Origin of the sequence: Achromobacter sp. 2789STDY5608621 (genome assembly GCF_001299375.1) — a bacterium.
Lineage (GTDB): Bacteria > Pseudomonadota > Gammaproteobacteria > Burkholderiales > Burkholderiaceae_B > Achromobacter > Achromobacter insuavis.
Window position 1 is genome coordinate 22,365 of the sequence record NZ_CYTU01000048.1, and the last position, 18,527, is coordinate 40,891.

Annotated in this window: 18 protein-coding genes; 9 read left to right on the forward strand and 9 right to left on the reverse strand. The window is 69.0% G+C overall.

Features of this window, described 5'->3' with window-relative positions; translation table 11 throughout:
• Positions 1 to 56 precede the first annotated feature (56 nt).
• The 6 genes from trpC to rpe form a co-directional block, all read right to left on the reverse strand.
• Positions 57 to 845 (reverse strand): indole-3-glycerol phosphate synthase TrpC, encoded by a 789-nt coding sequence (gene trpC, locus AOZ53_RS27895; RefSeq protein ID WP_054435060.1) that lies wholly within the window; start codon positions 843 to 845, stop codon positions 57 to 59.
• A complete protein-coding gene (gene trpD / locus AOZ53_RS27900; protein ID WP_006392504.1) occupies positions 842 to 1,873 on the reverse strand; it encodes an anthranilate phosphoribosyltransferase in 1,032 nt (343 codons plus the stop codon). The genes trpC and trpD overlap by 4 nt, the downstream gene beginning before the upstream one ends.
• 12 nt (positions 1,874 to 1,885) lie before the next feature.
• Positions 1,886 to 2,452 (reverse strand): aminodeoxychorismate/anthranilate synthase component II, encoded by a 567-nt coding sequence (locus tag AOZ53_RS27905; RefSeq protein ID WP_054435071.1) that lies wholly within the window; start codon positions 2,450 to 2,452, stop codon positions 1,886 to 1,888.
• Positions 2,453 to 2,510: 58 nt separating this feature from the next.
• On the reverse strand, positions 2,511 to 4,031 hold the full coding sequence (gene trpE, locus AOZ53_RS27910; RefSeq protein WP_054435063.1) for an anthranilate synthase component I: 1,521 nt from the start codon (positions 4,029 to 4,031) through the stop codon (positions 2,511 to 2,513).
• Between the two features lie 277 nt (positions 4,032 to 4,308).
• Complete coding sequence (locus AOZ53_RS27915) at positions 4,309 to 5,016, reverse strand: phosphoglycolate phosphatase (RefSeq protein WP_020925473.1); 708 nt, start codon at positions 5,014 to 5,016, stop codon at positions 4,309 to 4,311.
• A gap of 11 nt (positions 5,017 to 5,027) precedes the next feature.
• A complete protein-coding gene (gene rpe / locus AOZ53_RS27920; protein ID WP_054479312.1) occupies positions 5,028 to 5,747 on the reverse strand; it encodes a ribulose-phosphate 3-epimerase in 720 nt (239 codons plus the stop codon).
• 45 nt (positions 5,748 to 5,792) lie between these two features.
• Between rpe and apaG the strand changes: the two genes are divergently transcribed.
• The 5 genes from apaG (at position 5,793) to AOZ53_RS27945 (ending at position 10,630) form a co-directional block, all read left to right on the forward strand.
• Positions 5,793 to 6,167: a Co2+/Mg2+ efflux protein ApaG gene (gene apaG, locus AOZ53_RS27925; RefSeq protein ID WP_006392509.1), complete on the forward strand. Its 375-nt coding sequence runs from the start codon at positions 5,793 to 5,795 to the stop codon at positions 6,165 to 6,167.
• 41 nt (positions 6,168 to 6,208) lie between these two features.
• The gene (locus AOZ53_RS27930; protein ID WP_054461046.1) at positions 6,209 to 7,510 is read left to right on the forward strand and encodes a murein transglycosylase A; all 1,302 of its coding nucleotides are present in this window, start codon (positions 6,209 to 6,211) and stop codon (positions 7,508 to 7,510) included.
• A complete protein-coding gene (locus AOZ53_RS27935) occupies positions 7,507 to 8,676 on the forward strand; it encodes a UbiH/UbiF family hydroxylase (RefSeq protein ID WP_054434893.1) in 1,170 nt (389 codons plus the stop codon). Before AOZ53_RS27930 ends, AOZ53_RS27935 begins: the two co-directional genes overlap by 4 nt.
• Before the next feature lie 130 nt (positions 8,677 to 8,806).
• Positions 8,807 to 9,610 carry a DsbC family protein gene (locus AOZ53_RS27940; protein WP_049070812.1) on the forward strand — a complete coding sequence of 268 codons (804 nt, stop codon included), beginning with the start codon at positions 8,807 to 8,809 and terminating at the stop codon, positions 9,608 to 9,610.
• Positions 9,611 to 9,673: 63 nt separating this feature from the next.
• Complete coding sequence (locus AOZ53_RS27945; protein WP_054479310.1) at positions 9,674 to 10,630, forward strand: D-2-hydroxyacid dehydrogenase family protein; 957 nt, start codon at positions 9,674 to 9,676, stop codon at positions 10,628 to 10,630.
• A 170-nt stretch (positions 10,631 to 10,800) separates the two neighbouring features.
• On the opposite strand, the gene ttcA is transcribed toward AOZ53_RS27945, so the two are convergent.
• Both ttcA and folB read right to left on the reverse strand, forming a co-directional pair.
• Positions 10,801 to 11,772 carry a tRNA 2-thiocytidine(32) synthetase TtcA gene (gene ttcA / locus AOZ53_RS27950; RefSeq protein ID WP_054434890.1) on the reverse strand — a complete coding sequence of 324 codons (972 nt, stop codon included), beginning with the start codon at positions 11,770 to 11,772 and terminating at the stop codon, positions 10,801 to 10,803.
• Positions 11,773 to 11,774: 2 nt separating this feature from the next.
• On the reverse strand, positions 11,775 to 12,134 hold the full coding sequence (gene folB / locus AOZ53_RS27955; RefSeq protein WP_006392515.1) for a dihydroneopterin aldolase: 360 nt from the start codon (positions 12,132 to 12,134) through the stop codon (positions 11,775 to 11,777).
• A 116-nt stretch (positions 12,135 to 12,250) separates the two neighbouring features.
• Between folB and AOZ53_RS27960 the strand changes: the two genes are divergently transcribed.
• Entirely contained in the window at positions 12,251 to 13,153 is a 903-nt protein-coding gene (locus tag AOZ53_RS27960) for an NAD(P)/FAD-dependent oxidoreductase (protein WP_054434889.1), read from the forward strand.
• 109 nt (positions 13,154 to 13,262) lie between these two features.
• A complete protein-coding gene (locus AOZ53_RS27965) occupies positions 13,263 to 14,159 on the forward strand; it encodes a helix-turn-helix transcriptional regulator (protein WP_054434887.1) in 897 nt (298 codons plus the stop codon).
• 38 nt (positions 14,160 to 14,197) lie between these two features.
• Here the strand turns inward: AOZ53_RS27965 and pcaD are convergent, their stop codons facing one another.
• Complete coding sequence (pcaD, locus tag AOZ53_RS27970; RefSeq protein WP_054490256.1) at positions 14,198 to 14,998, reverse strand: 3-oxoadipate enol-lactonase; 801 nt, start codon at positions 14,996 to 14,998, stop codon at positions 14,198 to 14,200.
• Positions 14,999 to 15,159: 161 nt separating this feature from the next.
• Here pcaD and AOZ53_RS27975 point away from each other — a divergent pair, with 161 nt between their 5' ends.
• Both AOZ53_RS27975 and AOZ53_RS27980 read left to right on the forward strand, forming a co-directional pair.
• Entirely contained in the window at positions 15,160 to 16,086 is a 927-nt protein-coding gene (locus tag AOZ53_RS27975) for a LysR family transcriptional regulator (protein WP_054434883.1), read from the forward strand.
• Positions 16,087 to 16,228: 142 nt separating this feature from the next.
• The gene (locus AOZ53_RS27980) at positions 16,229 to 18,382 is read left to right on the forward strand and encodes a TonB-dependent siderophore receptor (protein ID WP_231690702.1); all 2,154 of its coding nucleotides are present in this window, start codon (positions 16,229 to 16,231) and stop codon (positions 18,380 to 18,382) included.
• The last annotated feature ends 145 nt before the right edge of the window (positions 18,383 to 18,527 follow it).

Consider the following 18,527-nt stretch of genomic DNA (forward strand, 5'->3'; position numbering starts at 1 on the left):
ACCGGCCGCGTCGCCGGACGCGCGTTGCGTGAGAAGGGGAAGGGCGCGGCGCCGGCTCAGCCGACCACGCGCGCCAGTTCGGCGCCCGGGTCCGCGGCGCGCATGAAGGCCTCGCCCACCAGGAAGGCGTCGACCTTGTGCTCGCGCATCAGCTTCACGTCTTCCGGCTTGAGGATGCCGCTTTCGGTGACCACGCGCTTGCCGGCGGGAATGCGCGGCAGCAGGTCCAGCGTGGTCCGCAGGCTGGTCTCGAAGGTGCGCAGGTTGCGGTTGTTGATGCCCAGCAGCGGCGTCTTGAGCGTCAGCGCGATGTCCAGTTCCTGGGCGTCGTGCACTTCCACCAGCACGTCCATGCCCAGCTCCATCGCCAGCGTTTCCATCTCGCGCAGTTGCGTGGGCGTGAGCGCGGCGACGATCAGCAGCACGCAGTCGGCGCCCATCGCGCGGGCGGCGATGATCTGGTACGGATCGATCACGAAGTCCTTGCGCAGCACCGGCAGCGAGCACGCGGCGCGCGCCTGGCGCAGGTGGTCGTGCGAGCCCTGGAAGAACTGCACGTCGGTCAGCACCGACAGGCAGGCCGCGCCGTGCACGGCATACGAGGCCGCGATTTCAGCCGGTTGAAAGGTCTCGCGCAGCACGCCCTTGGACGGCGACGCTTTCTTGATTTCGGCGATCACGCCGGCCTTGCCCTGCGAGATCTTGTCTTCGATGGCCTGGGCGAAGCCGCGCACGTCCTGGCGCGCCTGCGCCTCGCGCAGGACTTCGGCTTCGCTGCGCATCTGGCGCGCGGCGGCGACTTCCTCGACCTTGACGGCGAGGATCTTCGCGAGAATATCGTTCATTTCTGGAATTTCCGGGTATATGCGCAGAAATCTTCCAGCTTGGCTCGCGCCGCGCCGGTGGAAATCAGTTCAAATGCTAGCGCTAACGCTGCGGGAATGGAATCGGCTTTATTGCCTGCGTAGATGGCGAGACCCGCATTCAGCGCGACAATGTCGCGGGCGGTGCCCTCGACATTGTCCAGCGCCTCTATGACAAGCTCGCGCGACTGTTCGCGATTGGACACCTTGATGCTGCGATTGGACATCATGGATAGCCCGTAGTCCTCGGGGTGGATCTCGTATTCGCTGACCTTGCCGTCCTTGAGCTCGCCCACCAGGGTGGCGCCGCCCAGCGAGGCTTCGTCCATGCCGTCCTTGCCGTGCACCACCAGCACGTGGCGCGAGCCCAGGCGTTCCAGCACGCGCACCTGGATGCCCACCAGGTCGGGGTGGAACACGCCCATCAGCTGGTTGGCGGCGCCGGCCGGGTTGGTCAGCGGGCCGAGGATGTTGAAGATGGTGCGCACGGCCAGTTCCTTGCGGACCGCGGCCACGTTCTTCATGGCGCCGTGATGGGCCGGCGCGAACATGAAGCCGATGCCGGTGGCCTGGATGCACTCGGCCACCTGTTCGGGCGTCAGCACCAGGTTGGCGCCCAGCGCTTCGAGCACGTCGGCGCTGCCGCTCGACGAGGACGCGCTGCGGTTGCCGTGCTTGGCGATCGGCACGCCGGCCGCCGCCGCCACGAACATGGCGGTGGTGGAGATGTTGAAGGTGTGGCTGCCGTCGCCGCCGGTGCCGCACATGTCGAGCAGGTCTTCGGGGTTGGGCGTCACCACCGGCGTGGCGAATTCGCGCATGACCTGCGCGGCCGCGGTGATTTCACCAACCGTTTCCTTTTTCACGCGCAGGCCCATCAGCAGCGCGCTGGCGATCTGCGGCGACATTTCGCCGCGCATCAGCATGCGCATCAGGTGCAGCATTTCGTCGTGGAAAATTTCGCGGTGCTCGATACAGCGCGTCAGCGCTTCGGAGGGGGAGATCGTCACGGTGCGTCCTTCTTAGGCGAGGTTCAGGAAATTGCGCAGCAGGGCGTGGCCGTGTTCGCTGAGCACGGATTCGGGGTGGAACTGCACGCCGTACAGGGGCAGCGTCTTGTGGCGCACGCCCATGATGTCGCCGTCTGGCGCCGTGGCCGTCACGGCCAGGCACTCGGGCAGCGTCGCCGGGTCGATGGTCAGCGAGTTGTAGCGGATGACAGTGTACGGCGTCGGCAGGTCGGTGAAGATGTCCGTCCCGGTATGCGAGATCTGGACGGTCTTGCCGTGCATGATCTGCTGGGCGCGGACGATGTCGCCGCCATAGGCGGCGCCGATGGCCTGGTGGCCCAGGCACACGCCCAGGATCGGCTTTTTGCCGGCGAAGGCCTGGATGACGGGCACCGAGATGCCGGCCTCGGCCGGCGAGCACGGGCCGGGCGACACGCAGATGCGGTCGGGGTTGAGCGCGGCGATCTCTTCCAGGGTGATCTGGTCGTTGCGCGCCACGCGCACGTCCTCGCCCAGTTCACCGAAATACTGGACCAGGTTGTAGGTAAACGAGTCGTAGTTGTCGATCATCAACAGCATTTTTTTCTCCAGGCGGGCCGATTTGCGGCCCGGGGCGGTCATGGGGGCGGCGGGCGTCTCAGATGGGCTCGTCCAGGCCGTGCTGGACCTGCTCGGCGGCGCGCAGCACGGCGCGGGCCTTGGCCTCGGTCTCGGCCCATTCGGCTTCGGGGTTGGAGTCGGCGACGATGCCGGCGGCGGCCTGCACGTACAGCGTGCCGTCCTTGATGACACCCGTGCGGATGGCGATGGCCACGTCCATTTCGCCGCCGTAGCTGAGGTAGCCGGCCGCGCCGCCGTAGATGCCGCGGCGCACGGGCTCGAGCTCGTCGATGATCTTCATGGCTTCGACCTTCGGCGCGCCGGTCAGCGTGCCGGCCGGGAACGAGGCGCGCAGCACGTCCATGCTGCTCATGCCCGGGTTCAGGTTGCCGGTGACGTTGGACACCAGGTGCATCACGTGCGAATAGCGCTCGATCACCATGGTGTCGCTGACCTTGACCGAACCCACCTCGGCGACGCGGCCGACGTCGTTGCGGGCCAGGTCGATCAGCATCACGTGCTCGGCCACTTCCTTGGGGTCGGCCTTGAGCTCGGCGGCCAGGGCGGCGTCTTCCTCGGGCGTGGCGCCGCGCTTGCGGGTGCCGGCCAGCGGGCGGATGGTGATCTGCGACTTCGGCGCGCCGTCGACGACGGTGCGCTCCTGGCGCACCAGGATCTCGGGCGACGCGCCCACCACCTGGAAGTCGCCGAAGTTCCAGAAGTACATGTAGGGGGAGGGATTGAGCGACCGCAGGGCGCGGTACAGCGAGAGGGGGGAGTCGCGGAACGGCTTGGCGATGACCTGGCCGATCTGCACCTGCATCAGGTCGCCGGCGGCGATGTGTTCCTTGGCGCGGTGCACGGCCGCCAGATAGTCTTCCTTCTTGAAGTCGCGCCGCTCTTCGGTCTGCATGCTGGCGTGGCTGTAGGGGATTTCCACCGGGCGTCGCAGGCGCGCGCGCAGGTCGTGCAGGCGTTGCTGGGCGCGGCTGTAGCTCTCGGGCTGGCCCGGGTCGGCGTAGACCATCAGGTAGATGCGGCCGGCCAGGTTGTCGACGATGACCAGCTCGTCCACGTGCATCAGCATCAGGTCGGGCGTGCCGCCTTCCATGCCGGCCGGGAACGGCTTCACGGCGGGGCCCAGGCACGGTTCGATGTGGCGCACGGTGTCGTAGCCGAAGTAGCCGGCCAGGCCGCCGCAGAAGCGCGGCATGCCGGGGCGCAGGGCCACCTTGAAGCGGGCCTGGTACTGCTCGATGAAGGCCAGCGGGTCGCCGTCATGGGTTTCCACGACCTTGCCGTCGTGCAGCACTTCGGTGCGGGTGCCGCTGGCGCGGATCACCGTGCGGGCCGGCAGGCCGATGAACGAGTAGCGGCCGAAGCGCTCGCCGCCCACCACCGATTCCATCAGGCAAGTCATGCGGCCGGCCTGCGGGCCGGCATGGGCCAGCTTCAGGTAGATGCCCAGCGGGGTGTCCAGGTCGGCGTAGGTCTCGGCCACCAGCGGGATGCGGTTGTAGCCTTGGGCGGCGAGGGCTTTGAATTCGATTTCGGTCATGTCGGGTCTCGTGGGCGATGGGTATCTGCTTGGGACCAGGCACACAACAAAAAGCCCGGTCCAGGTTACTGGTTCCGGGCTTGGCTCTGTGTTCTACACAGTATCGGCGCTAGGCGGTGCGGTACGCGTCTAGGGCCGGGAAGGGAATCATCGCCACCCGGAAGACAAACGCCACCAGCGCCACGAGGCGCCGAGCATTTGGTTCTGGATGGAAACGTTCATCAGGAGGATATCGGTTCGATAGTCAGGTATGCCGTCAAAGGCATGGACCCGGGCTTCAGGCCTGGGCTTTCGCGGCGTTCTGGTTCTGATTCCAGAGCTCCACCCACTGGGCGGCGTTGACGAGCGTGTCCACTATACCATCGACATCGAGCTCGCGCACGTCACGGCCTTCGTTGTAACCATACGGCACCACCAGCACCTGGGTGCCGGCGCTGCGGCCGGCCTGGGCGTCGTTGATGGAATCGCCGATGGTGACGGCCTCGGCCACCGTCACGCCCAGCAGTTCGCAGGCGTGCAGCACCTGGTCCGGGTCGGGCTTGCGGCGGGCGCAGGTGTCGCCGCACACCACCGCGTCGAAAAACCCGGCCAGGCCGGTGCGTTGCAACAGCGGCAGGGTGAATTCGGTGGGCTTGTTGGTGACCACGGCCAGCTTCAGGCCCTGCTCGCGCATGTGCTTGAGGCCCTCGATGACGCCGGGGTAGACCTGGGCGCGCTCGCCATTGACCAGGTGGTAGTGGCGGTAGAAGGCCTCGCGCGCCCGGGCGAAGTCCTCGGGCGAGGGATCGGCGGCGTCCAGGCTGCCGGCCAGGCTGCGGCGCACCAGGTTGTCCACCCCCTTGCCGACGAAGGTGGCCACGACATCCTCGCGCAGCGCGATCATGCCGAGTTCCACGCGCATGGCGTTGGCCGCGAAGGCCAGGTCGGGGATGGAGTCGAGCAGGGTGCCGTCCAGGTCCAGCAGCGCGGCGCGGAAGGGAGTCATGGCGGGGTTCCTCAGACAGCGGTGGTTTCGCCGATGGCGATCTGTTCGCGCATGGACTTGATGATGCCGGGGTAGTCGGGCTTGCCGAAGATGGCCGAGCCGGCCACGAAGGTGTCGGCGCCGGCGCGGCGGATTTCGGCGATGTTGTCGATCTTCACGCCGCCGTCCACCTGCAGCACGATTTCCTGGCCGCCGGCCTGGGTCCAGGCGTCGATGCGGGCGCGGGCCTCGCGCAGCTTGGTCAGCGCGCCGGGGATGAAGCTCTGGCCGCCGAAGCCGGGGTTGACCGACATGATCAGCACCAGGTCGACCTTGTCCATGACGTGGTCGAGGTACGACAGGGGCGTGGCGGGATTGAACACCAGGCCGGCCTTACAGCCGTTCTCGCGGATCAGCGACAGGGTGCGGTCGACGTGGCGGCTGGCTTCCGGGTGGAAGCTGATGTAGTTGGCGCCGGCCTTGGCGAACATCGGCACCAGGGCGTCCACCGGCTCGACCATGAGGTGCACGTCGATCGGCACGGAAACATGGGGACGGATCGCCGCGCAGACCATCGGGCCGATGGTCAGGTTGGGCACGTAGTGGTTGTCCATCACATCGAAATGGATCCAGTCGGCGCCGGCGGCGACGACGTCACGCACTTCCTCGCCCAGGCGGGCGAAGTCGGCGGACAGGATGCTGGGGGTGATGCGGGTGGTGGTAGACATGGCGTTCGGGGTGGGTGAAGGCATAATGTGCCATTATTGCAGCTTGCTCGTGCCACACAGGAAAGGACTGTGAAACCCTACGACCTGAGCGTCTCCGTCTCGCCGCGCTTCGTGCCAGAACAGTCCGATCCGGGTGAGCAGCAGTTCGTGTTCGCCTATACCGTCCGCATCACCAATACCGGCGAGCATCCGGCCCAGGTGATCAGCCGCCACTGGATTATCACCGATGGCAACCAGCGCGTGCAGGAAGTGCGCGGGCTGGGCGTGGTCGGCCAGCAGCCCCTGCTGGCGCCCGGCGAGACCTTCGAATACACCAGCGGCTGTCCCCTCCCCACGCCGGTCGGGACGATGCGCGGCACCTACCATTGCGTCGGCGAGAACGGCATTCCGTTCGAAGTGCCGATTTCCGAATTCGTCCTGGCCATGCCGCGCACCCTGCACTGACGCGGGGCGCGGCCACACGTTGTACGGTTTTCCATCTGCTCATGAAGCGCATTCTTAGCCTGTCCGTGCTGTCGGTTCTGCTGGCGGCATGTACCACCACCTCAGAGATCCCGCCCGAATCCGGCGAACCCGGCGCCACCGGCGCGCGCCCCGCGGCCGCCGATGGCCCGCTGGTGGTGCCGGCGCTGTCGGCCCTGCCCGAGACGCCGCCGCGCGCCCTGGCCGGCAAGTACAAGCCCGGCACCTGGGCCGAGATGCCGGGCTGGACCAGCGACGACCTGGCCCAGTTCTGGCCCCTGTTCCTGCGCAACTGCAAGGGGCTGATGCGCCCGACCAGCGGCAACCTGGCCGCGCCGGCGCGCGCCACGCCGCGCGCCTGGCAGCCGGTCTGTGCCGCCGCGGCGGACCCGGCCCGGGCGCCCGCCGCCAACGATCCCGAGGGCGTGCGCCGCTTCCTGCAGACCTATCTGCAGCCGTGGCGCCTGAACGCGGCCGACGGCAAGCCGGCCGCCAATACCGTCACCGGTTACTACGAGCCGCTGGTGCGCGGCTCGCGCCGCCAGGGCGGCAACTACCAATGGCCGCTGTACGCGGTGCCGGCCGACCTGCTGACCATCGACCTGGGCTCGGTCTACCCGGACCTGGCCGGCAAGCGCGTGCGCGGCAAGCTCGAAGGCAAGCGCGTGGTGCCCTACGACACCCGCGCCGCGATCGAAGCCTCCGGCCGCCGCCCGCCGGTGGTGGTGTGGGTCGATGATCCGGTCGACAACTTCTTCCTGCAGGTGCAGGGCTCGGGCCGCGTGCTGCTGACCGACGGCCCCGACAGCGGCAAGACCATCCGCGTGGCCTACGCCGACCACAACGGCCAGCCCTACGTGTCCATCGGCCGCTGGCTGGCGGACCGCGGCGAGCTGTCGGCCGACCAGGCCTCGATGCAGAACATCCGCGCCTGGGCGCAGCGCAATCCCAAGCGCGTGCCCGAGATGCTCAACGCCAACCCGGCGGTGGTGTTCTTCCGCGAAGAGCCGGTGATCGATCCCGAACTCGGCCCCAAGGGCGCCTATGGCGTCAACCTGGCGCCGAAACGCGCTATCGCGGTGGACGCCGGCTTCGTGCCGCTGGGCACGCCGGTGTTCCTGGCCACCACTTTCCCGGCCTCCGACCGGCCGCTGCAGCGCCTGGTGTTCGCGCAGGACACCGGCACCGCCATCCGCGGCGCGGCGCGCGCCGACTTCTATTGGGGCTACGGCGACGAGGCCGGCCAGCAGGCCGGGCGCATGAAACAGCGCGGCCAGATGTGGTTGCTGTGGCCGAAACAGGCCGGGGAGCCGAGCGCAAGATGACACACCAGATCGTGGTTTGCGGGGCCGGCATCGTCGGCCTGTCCTCGGCCCTGGCGCTGGCCCGCCGCGGCCAGCGCGTGGCCCTGCTGGCGCCGCGCGTGAGCGTGCCGCCGGCCGATCCCAATCATTACCATGCGCGCGTCTACGCCATCTCGCCCGCCAGCCAGCGTTTCCTGGCCGAGCTGGGCGTGTGGGACGCGATGCCGTCGGCCCGCCTGACGCCGGTGCAGGCCATGGAGATCCATGGCGACGCCGACGGCCTGGTGCACCTGAACGCCTGGCAGGCGGCCCTGCCGCAACTGGCCTGGATCGTCGAATCCGGCGAGATCGAGCGGGTGCTGATCCAGGCGGTGCGCATGTTCGGCATTCCGTGGCTGGAAGACCGCTGCACCGGCTACCAGGCCGGCGCGGTGGACACCGAGAGCGGCGCCCGCATCCAGGCCGAATTGTTCGTCGGCGCCGATGGCGCGGCCTCGCCGCTGCGCACCGCCGCCGGCCTCAAGCATGATGCCGTGTCCTACAACGACACCGGGCTGGTGGTGAACCTGGACGCCGAGCGCGCCCACCAGGGCACCGCCTTCCAGTGGTTCCGCGACGATGGCGTGCTGGCGCTGCTGCCGCTGCCCGACACCGCGGATGGTCCGCAGGTGTCGATGGTCTGGTCGATGCGCAGCGAGCAGGCCCGGGAATTGCTGGCCTTGCCGCCCGAGGAACAGGCCGCGCGGCTCGAATCGATGCTGGAACACGCGGCGCAGGGCCGCCTGGGCCGCCTGAAGGTGCGCAGCAAGCTGCACGGCTTTCCGCTGACGCTGGAGCGCGCCCAGATGGTGGCGCCCGGCATCGCGCTGGCCGGCGACGCCGCGCACCGCCTGCATCCGCTGGCCGGGCAGGGCCTGAACCTGGGCCTGGGCGACGTCGAGGCGCTGGCCCGCACCGTGGCCGGACGCGAACCCTACCGCCAGGCCGGCGACCTGCGCGTGCTGCACCGCTACCAGCGCGCCCGCGCCGAGCCGGTGCTGGCGTTGCGGCTGGCCACCGACGGCCTGCACAAGCTGTTCGGCTCGCGCGCCACGCCGCTGGTGTGGCTGCGCAATGCCGGCATGCACTGGGTCGAGCGCGCGCCGCTGGTCAAGCGGCGCCTGATCGCCGGGGCATCGACGAATTAGGGACCGGTTCCGGGACGGAACCCGCCCGCGGCGGGCGTGTCTGATTCCCAGGAGGCCGGCCCGGGCCGGGCGCCGGATCGGTTACGCTTTCGGCCATCGAAGGCGAGACGTCACAAATACAGGAGTCCCCATGAATTTCCGTTTTTCCGCCGTGTTGGCGGCCTGCTTCATGGCCGCCGGGCTGGGCCTGTCGGCCGGCGCCCAGGCGCAGGCCAGCGGCGACAAGTCCGTCTCCACCAATTCGGTCGGCAAGGCGGACAAGGGCGGCAAGAGCTATTCCACCACCCAGGTGGCGCCGGCGGACCCCGTGGCGGACGCGGTCAAGGAACGTTTCAAGCAGCGCTTCACCGGCATGGACGTGACCGCCGTGCGCCGCACGCCCTACGGCCTGTTCGAGGTGCAGCTGGGCATGGACCTGCTGTACACCGATGAAAAGGTGACCTGGGTCATGGAAGGGCCGTTGATCGACGCCATGACGCGCCGCGACGTCACCCGCGAGGCGCAGGAAAAGCTCGGCTCCATCCCGTTCGACCAGTTGCCGCTGGACCTGGCCATCAAGCAGGTCAAGGGCGACGGCTCGCGCAAGGTCGCCATTTTCGAAGATCCCAACTGCGGCTACTGCAAGCAGCTGCGCAAGACGCTCGAAGACGTGGACAACCTGACCGTCTACACCTTCCTGTACCCGATCCTGTCGCCGGACTCGAACACCAAGGTCCGCGACGTCTGGTGCGCGCCGGACCCGGGCAAGGCCTGGGACGACTGGATGCTGCGCGGCCAGAAGCCGGCCACCGCCAATTGCAGCGTGCCCGAGGACAAGCTGCTGGCGCTGGGCAAGCAGCTGATGGTGCGCGGCACCCCCACCTTGTTCTTCGCCGACGGCACGCGCATCAGCGGCGCGCTGCCGCTGGACCAGCTCAAGGCACGACTGAACTGACCGGCGCGGGTCGCGTCGGCCGGGCGGCTGGCGCGGCAAGCGCCACGCCACCCGGAGACAGACTTGAAAATCGCAATACTCGACGATTACCACGACGTTGCCAAACGCTACGCGGACTGGGGTTCCCTGGGCGGCGACGCCGACGTGCGGATCTTCAACAACTTCATCCCCGACGAGCAGGTCGAGGCCACGCTCGAACCCTTCGACGTGATCGTGGCCATGCGCGAGCGCACGCCGTTCCCCGCCGACCGCATCCGCGCGCTGCCCAACCTGCGCCTGCTGGTCACCACCGGCATGCGCAACAACGCCATCGACATGCCGGCCTGCGCCGCGCAGGGCATCGTGGTCAGCGGCGCGCCCGGCAGCGCCGACGCCAACACCGCCACCGCCGAACTGGCCTGGGCCCACATCCTGGGCCTGTTCAAGCACCTGCCCGCCGAGGACGCCGCCATGCGCCGCGGCATGTGGCAGACCGCCATGCCCGAGCCGCTGGCCGGCAAGCGCCTGGGCGTGCTGGGGCTGGGCAAGCTGGGCGCCGCGGTGGCCAAGGTGGGCCTGGCGTTCGGCATGGACGTGGTGGCCTGGAGCCCCAACCTGACCGACGAGCGCGCCGCCGAGGCGGGCGTCAAGCGGGTCGACAAGCACGAGCTGTTCGCCACGTCCGACGTGGTCAGCCTGCACCTGATCCTGTCCGATCGCAGCCGCCACATCGTCGACGCCGCGGCGCTGGCCGCGATGAAGCCGACGGCCTATCTGGTGAACACCTCGCGCGCCGGCCTGGTGGACCAGGCGGCGCTGATGGACGCGCTGGTGAAATTCCGCATCGCCGGCGCCGGCCTGGACGTGTACCCGGAAGAGCCGCTGTCGCCGACCGACAATGTGCGCGACCTGGACAACGTCATCCTGACGCCGCACCTGGGCTATGTCAGCCGCGAGAACTTCGAGGCCTTCTACCGCAACGCGCTGGAGGCCGTGAAGGCCTGGCGCGCCGGCCAGCCGGTGCGGGTGCTGAACGCCTGAACGCCACTATGGAAAAGGCCCCCACGCCGCGCCTTCGGCTTGCTGCCCCCCGAGGGGGCGCTTTTCATCTTGAGGCGGCTCGGCGATGAAAAGGCCCCGGTGCCTCGCCCCTAACGGGTCGGAACATCGGGGCCTTTTGCTATCCACGCCGCGCGCGGACAGGGCGGCGTTCAGCCGCGCGTGAAGGTCACTTTCTTTTCGACGATGCCGGCCGCGTCGGGCGTGGCGGGCGTATCGCCGCAGGCTTCGTCCGCCTCATCCGACGGATCGACCGCGTCGAACGCGGTGTCGCCGTTGGCGTCCGGCACGCCGGTCGGCTTGAGGCCGACGAAATCGAACAGGTCGCGGTCCATCAGGTGCGACGGCACCACGCGCGACAGCGCGTTGAAGACGTTCCACGAGCGACCCGGGTGCTGCTTGTCCCATTCCTTGATCATGCGGCCGACTTCCTTGCGCTTCAGGTTTTCCTGGGAGCCGCACAGGTTGCAGGGAATGATCGGGAACTGCTTGAGTTCGGCGTAGGCGATCAGGTCGGTTTCCGGCACGTAGGCGAGCGGGCGGATGACGGTGTGGCGGCCGTCGTCGGACACCAGCTTGGGCGGCATGCCCTTGGCCTTGCCGCCATAGAACAGGTTCAGGAAGAACGTGCCCAGGATGTCGTCGCGGTGGTGGCCGAGCGCGATCTTGGTGGCGCCCAGTTCCGAGGCCACGCGGTACAGGATGCCGCGGCGCAGGCGCGAACAGAGCGAGCACATCGTCTTGCCCTCTTCGAGCACGCGCGTGACGATCGAATAGGTATCCTGCGTCTCGATGTGGAACGGCACGCCCAGTTCGGTCAGGTAGCGCGGCAGGATGTCGGCGGGAAAGCCGGGCTGCTTCTGGTCCAGGTTGACCGCGACCAGCTCGAACGGGAACGGCGCGCGCTTTTGCAGCTGGAGCAGGATGTCCAGCATGGCGTAGGAGTCCTTGCCGCCCGACAGGCACACCATGACGCGGTCGCCCGCCTCGATCATGTTGTAGTCGGACAGGGCGCGGGTGGTCTCGCGCGCCAGGCGCTTGGTGAGCTTGTTGCCTTCGTGGCGGGCTTTCTCTTCGGCCTCGGTGCGGAAGCGGACTTCGGGGGGAGTGGCGATATCGTTCATGGTCAACGCGAGATCTGGATTTCCACGCCCACCGCCGCACAGTCGGAAAAGGCCATGGGCTTGCTGATGCGCAGGCGCAGCGAGCGGATTTCATGGAAGTCGGCCAACAGGCGCGCGGCGACTTGTTCCACCAGGGTTTCGATCAGGTTCACGTGCGCCTGGGTGCATTCCTCGACGATGGCCTCGCGCAGGCGGCGATAGTCCAGCACGCTGTGGATATCGTGGTCGTCGACCGAGCGCTGGATGTCGACGTCGAACTCGGCATCGACGTGCAGCGGCTGGGTGGCGCGGCGTTCGTGTTCGAGGATGCCGATGCGGGCGTCGAGCGCGAGCCCGGATAGGATGATGCGGCGAGTGGGCATGATGAAAACCTGGGTGGAATCCCGGAATTGTAAGGCGGCGGCGGACCGGGCCGGCGCGCTGGCTACAATTCGGCCATGGCCGGACGCCCGCGCGGGGACGGCGAACAAGGGATGAAATGCAACAGATGCACGATGCGGTCATTGTAGGCGGCGGCCCGGCCGGCGCCTCCTGCGCCCTCTGGCTGGCCCGGCTGGGCCTGGCGCCGCTGCTGGTCGAGGCCAGCGGCCGCCTGGGCGGCCTGAGCGTGGACAACCCGTTCGCTGATGACTGGATCGCGGTGCTGCCCGGCATGACCGGCCAGCAGGTGGCCGCCAATATCGATACCAGCGTGCGCGCCGCCGGCGTGCCGCTGCGCCTGGACACCCGGGTGACCGCGGTGCGCCCGTGCAAGGGCGGCATCGAGGCGACCCTGGCCGACGCCAATGGGGACGTATCGCAGGCGCGCGGCCGCACCCTGGTGATCGCCTCGGGCGTGCGCGCCAAGGGCTTTCCGGAACATCCGCCGGGCTCGCAATGGCCGGGGGTGCTGATCGGACCGGGCTCGCCGATCGTGGCGCAGGATTACTCCGGCCTGTCGGTGGCGGTGCTGGGGGGCGGCGACAACGCCTTCGAGAACTACGTCTATGTGCGCAACCGCGGCGCTCGCGCCGTGCATCTGTACGCCCGCAGCGTGCGGGCCCAGCAGCAATGGGTGCAGCGCGCCGGCAAGGAAGGCGTGCGCATCGGCCCGTACCAGGTCGATCCGGCCACGCGCAGCGTCGACGGCCAGCGCTACGACCTGATCCTGGTGTTCTACGGCTGGGAGCCGCAGGCCGCGTTCGCCGACGGCCTGCAACTGGCGCGCGATGCGCGCGGGTATATCCGCACCGATTTCGCCACCGCCGAGACCAGCGTGCCGGACATCTATGCCATCGGCGAAGTGGCCCACCGCATGCATCCCTGCGTGGTCACGTCGATGGCGGACGGCGTGGTGGCCGCCAAGGCGATCCAGCGGCGCTGGGAGCGCGCCGGGGAATAACGCCGGGCGCGTTGGCGGGCGGATACCTGTCCGGTTTGAGTTCCGGTAGCGAGCGGGTAATAATAATTATTCTCAAATAAACCCATCCGTTCCTCCCGGATCGTTTCCCATGTTCCATTCCCGCGCCGGCCGCGCCACGGCCGCCGCCGACTATCACCGCGTCGACGCGGCCTTCGACCTCGCCAACGGCCGCGGCCTGCGCGCCGGCGTGTTCCGCCGCGGCCGCACCGAATGGCGCGAAGAGGCGCTGTACCCCGGCCTCAAGGTCATCCTGCTCGATGGGCGCGTCAGCAGCCGGGTCGAGGACCGCCCGCCGCTGGCTCTGCGCGGCCCGGTGCTGTGCCTGGCCTGGGCGCCGGGGCAGGCCAGCGGCGCGGACGCGTTCGAGGCCGGCGTCGACCAGCAGTTCACGCTGGCCACGCTGCCGGCGGCGCAACTGCGCGACGAACTGGGCATCGATCCCGATTTCCTGCGCGGCCTGGACCCCGCCGCGGGCGCCGACGGCCCGGTCGTCTGGCACGGCGCGGCGGGCCGCGAGGCGCGGCGCATCGCCGCCCAGGTGCGAGTCTGCCGCTACGAGGGCGCGGCGCGCGCGCTGTATCTGGCGGCCAAGAGCCTGGAGCTGGCGGCGGTGGCGCTGGCCCAGGCCGGGCAGGCGTTGCCGGCCGGCCGCGCGGCGTCGCCGGTGGCCGCGGCCCGCGAACTGGACGCGGCGCACGAGGCGCATCGCCGCCTTGCCACCGACCTGCGCGAGGCGCCGTCGACGGCGGCGCTGGCGCGTGAACTCGGGCTCAACGCGCGTCAGCTGGACCTGGCGTTCAAGCGCGCCTTCGGCGTCAGCATGGCGCGCCATCTGCAGGAAACGCGCCTGACGCGCGGGCGCGAATTGATCCTGAACGGCGGCCTGAGCGTGTCTGAGGCGGCCTGGCACGTGGGCTACGCGCCCGCGCATTTCTCGGTGGCCTTCCGGCGCCGTTTCGGCGCCGCGCCCAGCAGCTTGCGCTGAACCCGCGCCGGCCCCGTCCGACATGGCGGACGCGGGCATCAATGCGCCAGCAGGAACCCCAGCACCGCCTCGCGGAATTCCTCCGGACGCTCGATGTTGGACAGGTGCACCGCCTCCAGCAGGCGCCATTGCGCGCCGGGCACGGTCGCGGCGATCTGTTCGCCGTGGCTGGCGGCGGTGACGGTGTCGTCGCGGCCCGCGATCACCAGCGTCGGCCGCGGAATCAACGCGATGGTGCGGCGCAGGTCGGTGTCGCGCACCGCCGCGAACGCGCCCGCCAGGCCGTGCGGGTCGGTGTTCAGCAGCATGTCGCGGAAGGTGTCGATGACCGGCCCGCCGGCGCGCAGCATCGCGGCCGGGAACCAGTTCGCCAGGAACGTCTCGGCGGTCTCCGTCATGTCCGGCGCCCGCAGGGTGGCGGCGATGCGCTCGTTCCATTGCGGCGCGGGGCCGAGATAGGGCGAGGTGTTGGCCAGGATCAGCCGGTCGATGCGGTCCGGCGCATGCACGCCCAGCCATTGGCCGACGATGCCGCCCAGCGACAGGCCGAGGAAGTGGGCGCGGTCCACGCCCAGCGCGTCGAACAGTTCCAGCACGTCGCGGCCGAGCCGGTCCAGCGAGTAGGCGCCGGGCGGCACGCTGGACGCGCCATGGCCGCGGGTGTCGAAGCGCAGCACGCGGAAGTGCCGCGCCAGCGCCGGCGCCAGGTCGTCCCACATGTGCAGCGTGGTGCCGATGGAGTTGGACAGGGCCAGCACCGGCAGGCCGGCGTCGCCGTCCCAGCGGTAGGCGATGCGGGCGCCGTCGCCCGTGGTGATGAAAGTCGTGTCGGTAGGCATGATGAGCGTCCTGTCATGTATGAGGGGGATGCGGGGCTCGGGGCGGATGTCGCGCTCATCCGCCGGGCCGGGCAACGGTGTCGACCGTGAGACGGATCGTAGTTGCGGCCCATCTTGAAAGAAATTACAAAGATCGCACAGTCACTGTAGGAAAACCTGACATGAGCGAATTCACGCTGCACGACCTGCAATGCTTTGACGCGGTGGTGCGGGCCGGCGGCTTCCAGGCCGCGGCCGAGACGCTGCACCGTTCGCATCCGGCGGTGTTCGCGGCCGTGGCCAAGCTGGAGCGGCAACTGGACCTGGCGCTGCTGGACCGCAGCGGCTATCGGGTGCGGCCCACTGCCGCCGGGCAATCGTTCCATGCGCGGGCCCAGGCGCTGCTGCGCGAACTGGCCGGCCTGCGCGCCCACGCCGAGCAGTTGGCGATGGGCCAGGAAAGCGAATTGAACGTGGTGGTCGGCGACTTCTGTCCGCGTCCGCTGCTGCTGGGGCTGCTGGGCCAGTTCTTCGCGCAGTGGCCGGCCACGCGCCTGAACCTGCACTTCGAGGCCGTGACCGGTCCGTGGGAACGGCTGCTGGATGGCGACGCCGACCTGATCCTGCACCGCGTGGAGCCGGGCGACGCGCGCGTCGAATGGCTGGAACTGGGCAGCGTGCCGTTCGTGCCGGTGGCCGCGCCCGGCTATCTGGCGCCGGCCCCGCGCGCGTTGCGACCCGAGCACCTGCGCGACTACACCCAATGCGTCATGCGCGACACCGCCCGCCACACGCCGGCGCGCGACTACTTCATGATCGAGGGCGCGCGCCGGTGCACCGTGGCCGACCCGTTGATGAAGAAGGAAATCATCCTGCAGGGCCTGGGCTGGGGCCACATGCCGCGCTTCCTGGTCGAGGACGAGTTGCGCGACGGCCGCCTGCTGTCGCTGGCCACCCGTCACCTGCCGGGCAGCACCGAGACGCTGGCCGCCGCGCGCCGCGCCGACCGGCCGCAGGGGCCGGTCATGGCGCGCCTGTGGGACGCCCTGCGCGCGCACGCGCCCGCCATCCGCCAGGCGGTGTCGCCGGTGAAAAAACGAAAGCCTTAATCCGGAATTCGAAAGCCTTTTGCATTGCCCGCCGCGGCGCCGTTGAAGATGATTATCAATCTTGTTGAACGGGCTGGAAGCGGAGGCAATGGTGGGTATCGAGACAGGTGGAACGCGCGCCGCATGGCTGCGGCGCGGCGCCATGATGATGAGTCTGGCGGCGGGCGCGCCAGCCAGCGCGCAAGCGGTCGAGGCGGCCGGCGCCGCCACGCTGGCGCCCGTGACAGTGCCGGGCGAGCAGGTCGGCGTCACCGAAGGCAGCGCGTCCTACACCGCGCCCAGCGTCACCATCGGCGGCAAGCTGCCGCTGTCGCTGCGCGAGATCCCGCAGTCGGTGTCGGTCATCACGCGCCAGCGCATCGAGGACCAGAACCTGGCGTCGCTGGAGGACGCCATGGCGCAGACCCCGGGCATCACCATCGACCTGATGGGCACCGCCGCGGTTCCGCAGTTCTATTCGCGCGGTTTCCAGATCGAGTACTTCCAGTACGACGGCGTGCCGATGCAGACCGGCGGCGCATCGTGGGCGCAGCCCGACCTGTTCATGTTCGACCACGTCGAACTGTTGCGGGGCGCGGCTGGCCTGTTCAACGGCGCGGGCCAGCCGGGCGGCGTCATCAACCTGGTGCGCAAGCGTCCCGCGCGCGCGCTGCAATTCAGCGGTTCGGCCAGCGCCGGATCATGGGACAACTACCGCGGCGAACTCGACCTGTCGACGCCGCTGAACGCGTCGGGCTCGGTGCGTGGCCGCATCGCCACCGCGCAGGAAGACCGCAAGTATTTCTACGACGTGGCCAATTCGCGGAAGCAGGCCTACTACGGCATCGTCGAAGCCGACCTGGGCGAGCGCACGCTGCTGACCGTGGGCGGCAGCTACCAGAAACGCGACTGGCTGCCCTACATGATGCAGCTGCCGCGCTACAAGGACGGCGGCGATCTCGGGCTGACGCGCGGCACCTACCTGGGCGCCGACTGGAACCGCTGGGACTTCGAGAACACGCAGGTGTTCGCCGAGCTGGCGCACCAGTTTTCGTCGGACTGGACCGTCAAGCTCAACGTCAACCAGGCCGAGGAAACCAGCAAGCTCAAGTACGCCTACGTGCGCGGCGCCGTCGACCGCCAGACCGGCCTGGGGCCGCGCCTGTATGGCGGCGGCAACCAGTATCGCAATGAGCAGTTGGGCGTGGACCTGATGGTGACCGGCGCGTTCGAGGCGCTGGGCCGCCGCCACGAACTGGTGTTCGGCGGCAACTGGTACGACCGCAGCGCGCGCGCCTACAACGCCTATTCGCTGCCGGGCTTCGCGGCGCGGCCGGTGGACGTCTTCCATTACGACGTCCACGACCATCCGGAACCGGCCGATCCGCAATGGGGCAGCAAGAGCGACGTCAAGACGCGCCAGTCGGGCCTCTATGCGATGGCGCGCCTGAAGGTGGCCGATCCGTTGACGCTGGTGCTGGGCTCGCGCATGAGCTGGTGGCGCACGCAGAGCACCAACTTGATCAGCGGCCGCGGCGACCCGGCCATCAGCGAGCATGGCCGCATGACGCCGTATGCCGGTCTGGTCTACGACATCGACAGCCACTGGACCGCCTACGCCAGCTACGCCGACATCTTCCGCGTGCAGAGCGACCTGCGTTCGGCCAGCGGCGGATCGCTGCCGCCGGTGGTCGGCTCCAACTACGAGGCGGGCCTGAAAAGCGAATGGCTGGACGGCAAGCTGAACGCCTCGTTCGCGCTGTTCCGCATCACCGAGCGCAACCGCGCGCAGCGCGACCCAAACTACCCCGAGGTCGGCGATTGCTGCTACGAGGCCAGCGGCCAGGTGCGCAGCCAGGGGGGCGAAACCGAGGTTTCGGGCCGGCTCGCGCCGGGCTGGGAAGTGGCGGGCGGCTACACCTTCAACACCACCCGCTACCTGAAGGACAACACCAACGGCGGCGCGGCCTTCCGCACCTTCACGCCCCGCCACATCTTCCAGCTGTGGACCACCTATCAGCTGCCGGGCCAATGGAACCGCTGGAGCGTGGGCGGCGGCGTCAACGTCAAGAGCGGCATCTACACCGAAAGCGCGGCGCAGGGGCCGGTCAGCGGCAGCTCCGTGCGCGTGTCGCAGGGCGGCTACGCCATCTGGAACGCGTGCGTCGGCTATCGCGTCAACGAGCACGTCTCGATGGGGTTGAACGTCAACAATCTGTTCGACAAGGTCTATTACCAGCGCCTGGGCAACGCCGACATGGGCAACGCCTATGGCGAGCCGCGCAGTGTCATGCTGAGCATGCGCGTCAAGTACTGATGAACGCTTCGCCTGCACGTATCGAGTGCAGGCATCACGAGGAGAATTCCATGCACGCATTCCTGTCGCAAACCCTGCGCGCCGCCGTCCTGGGCGCGGCGCTGTGCGCGGGCGCCGCGGCGCAGTCCGCCGCGCCGGCCGCGCC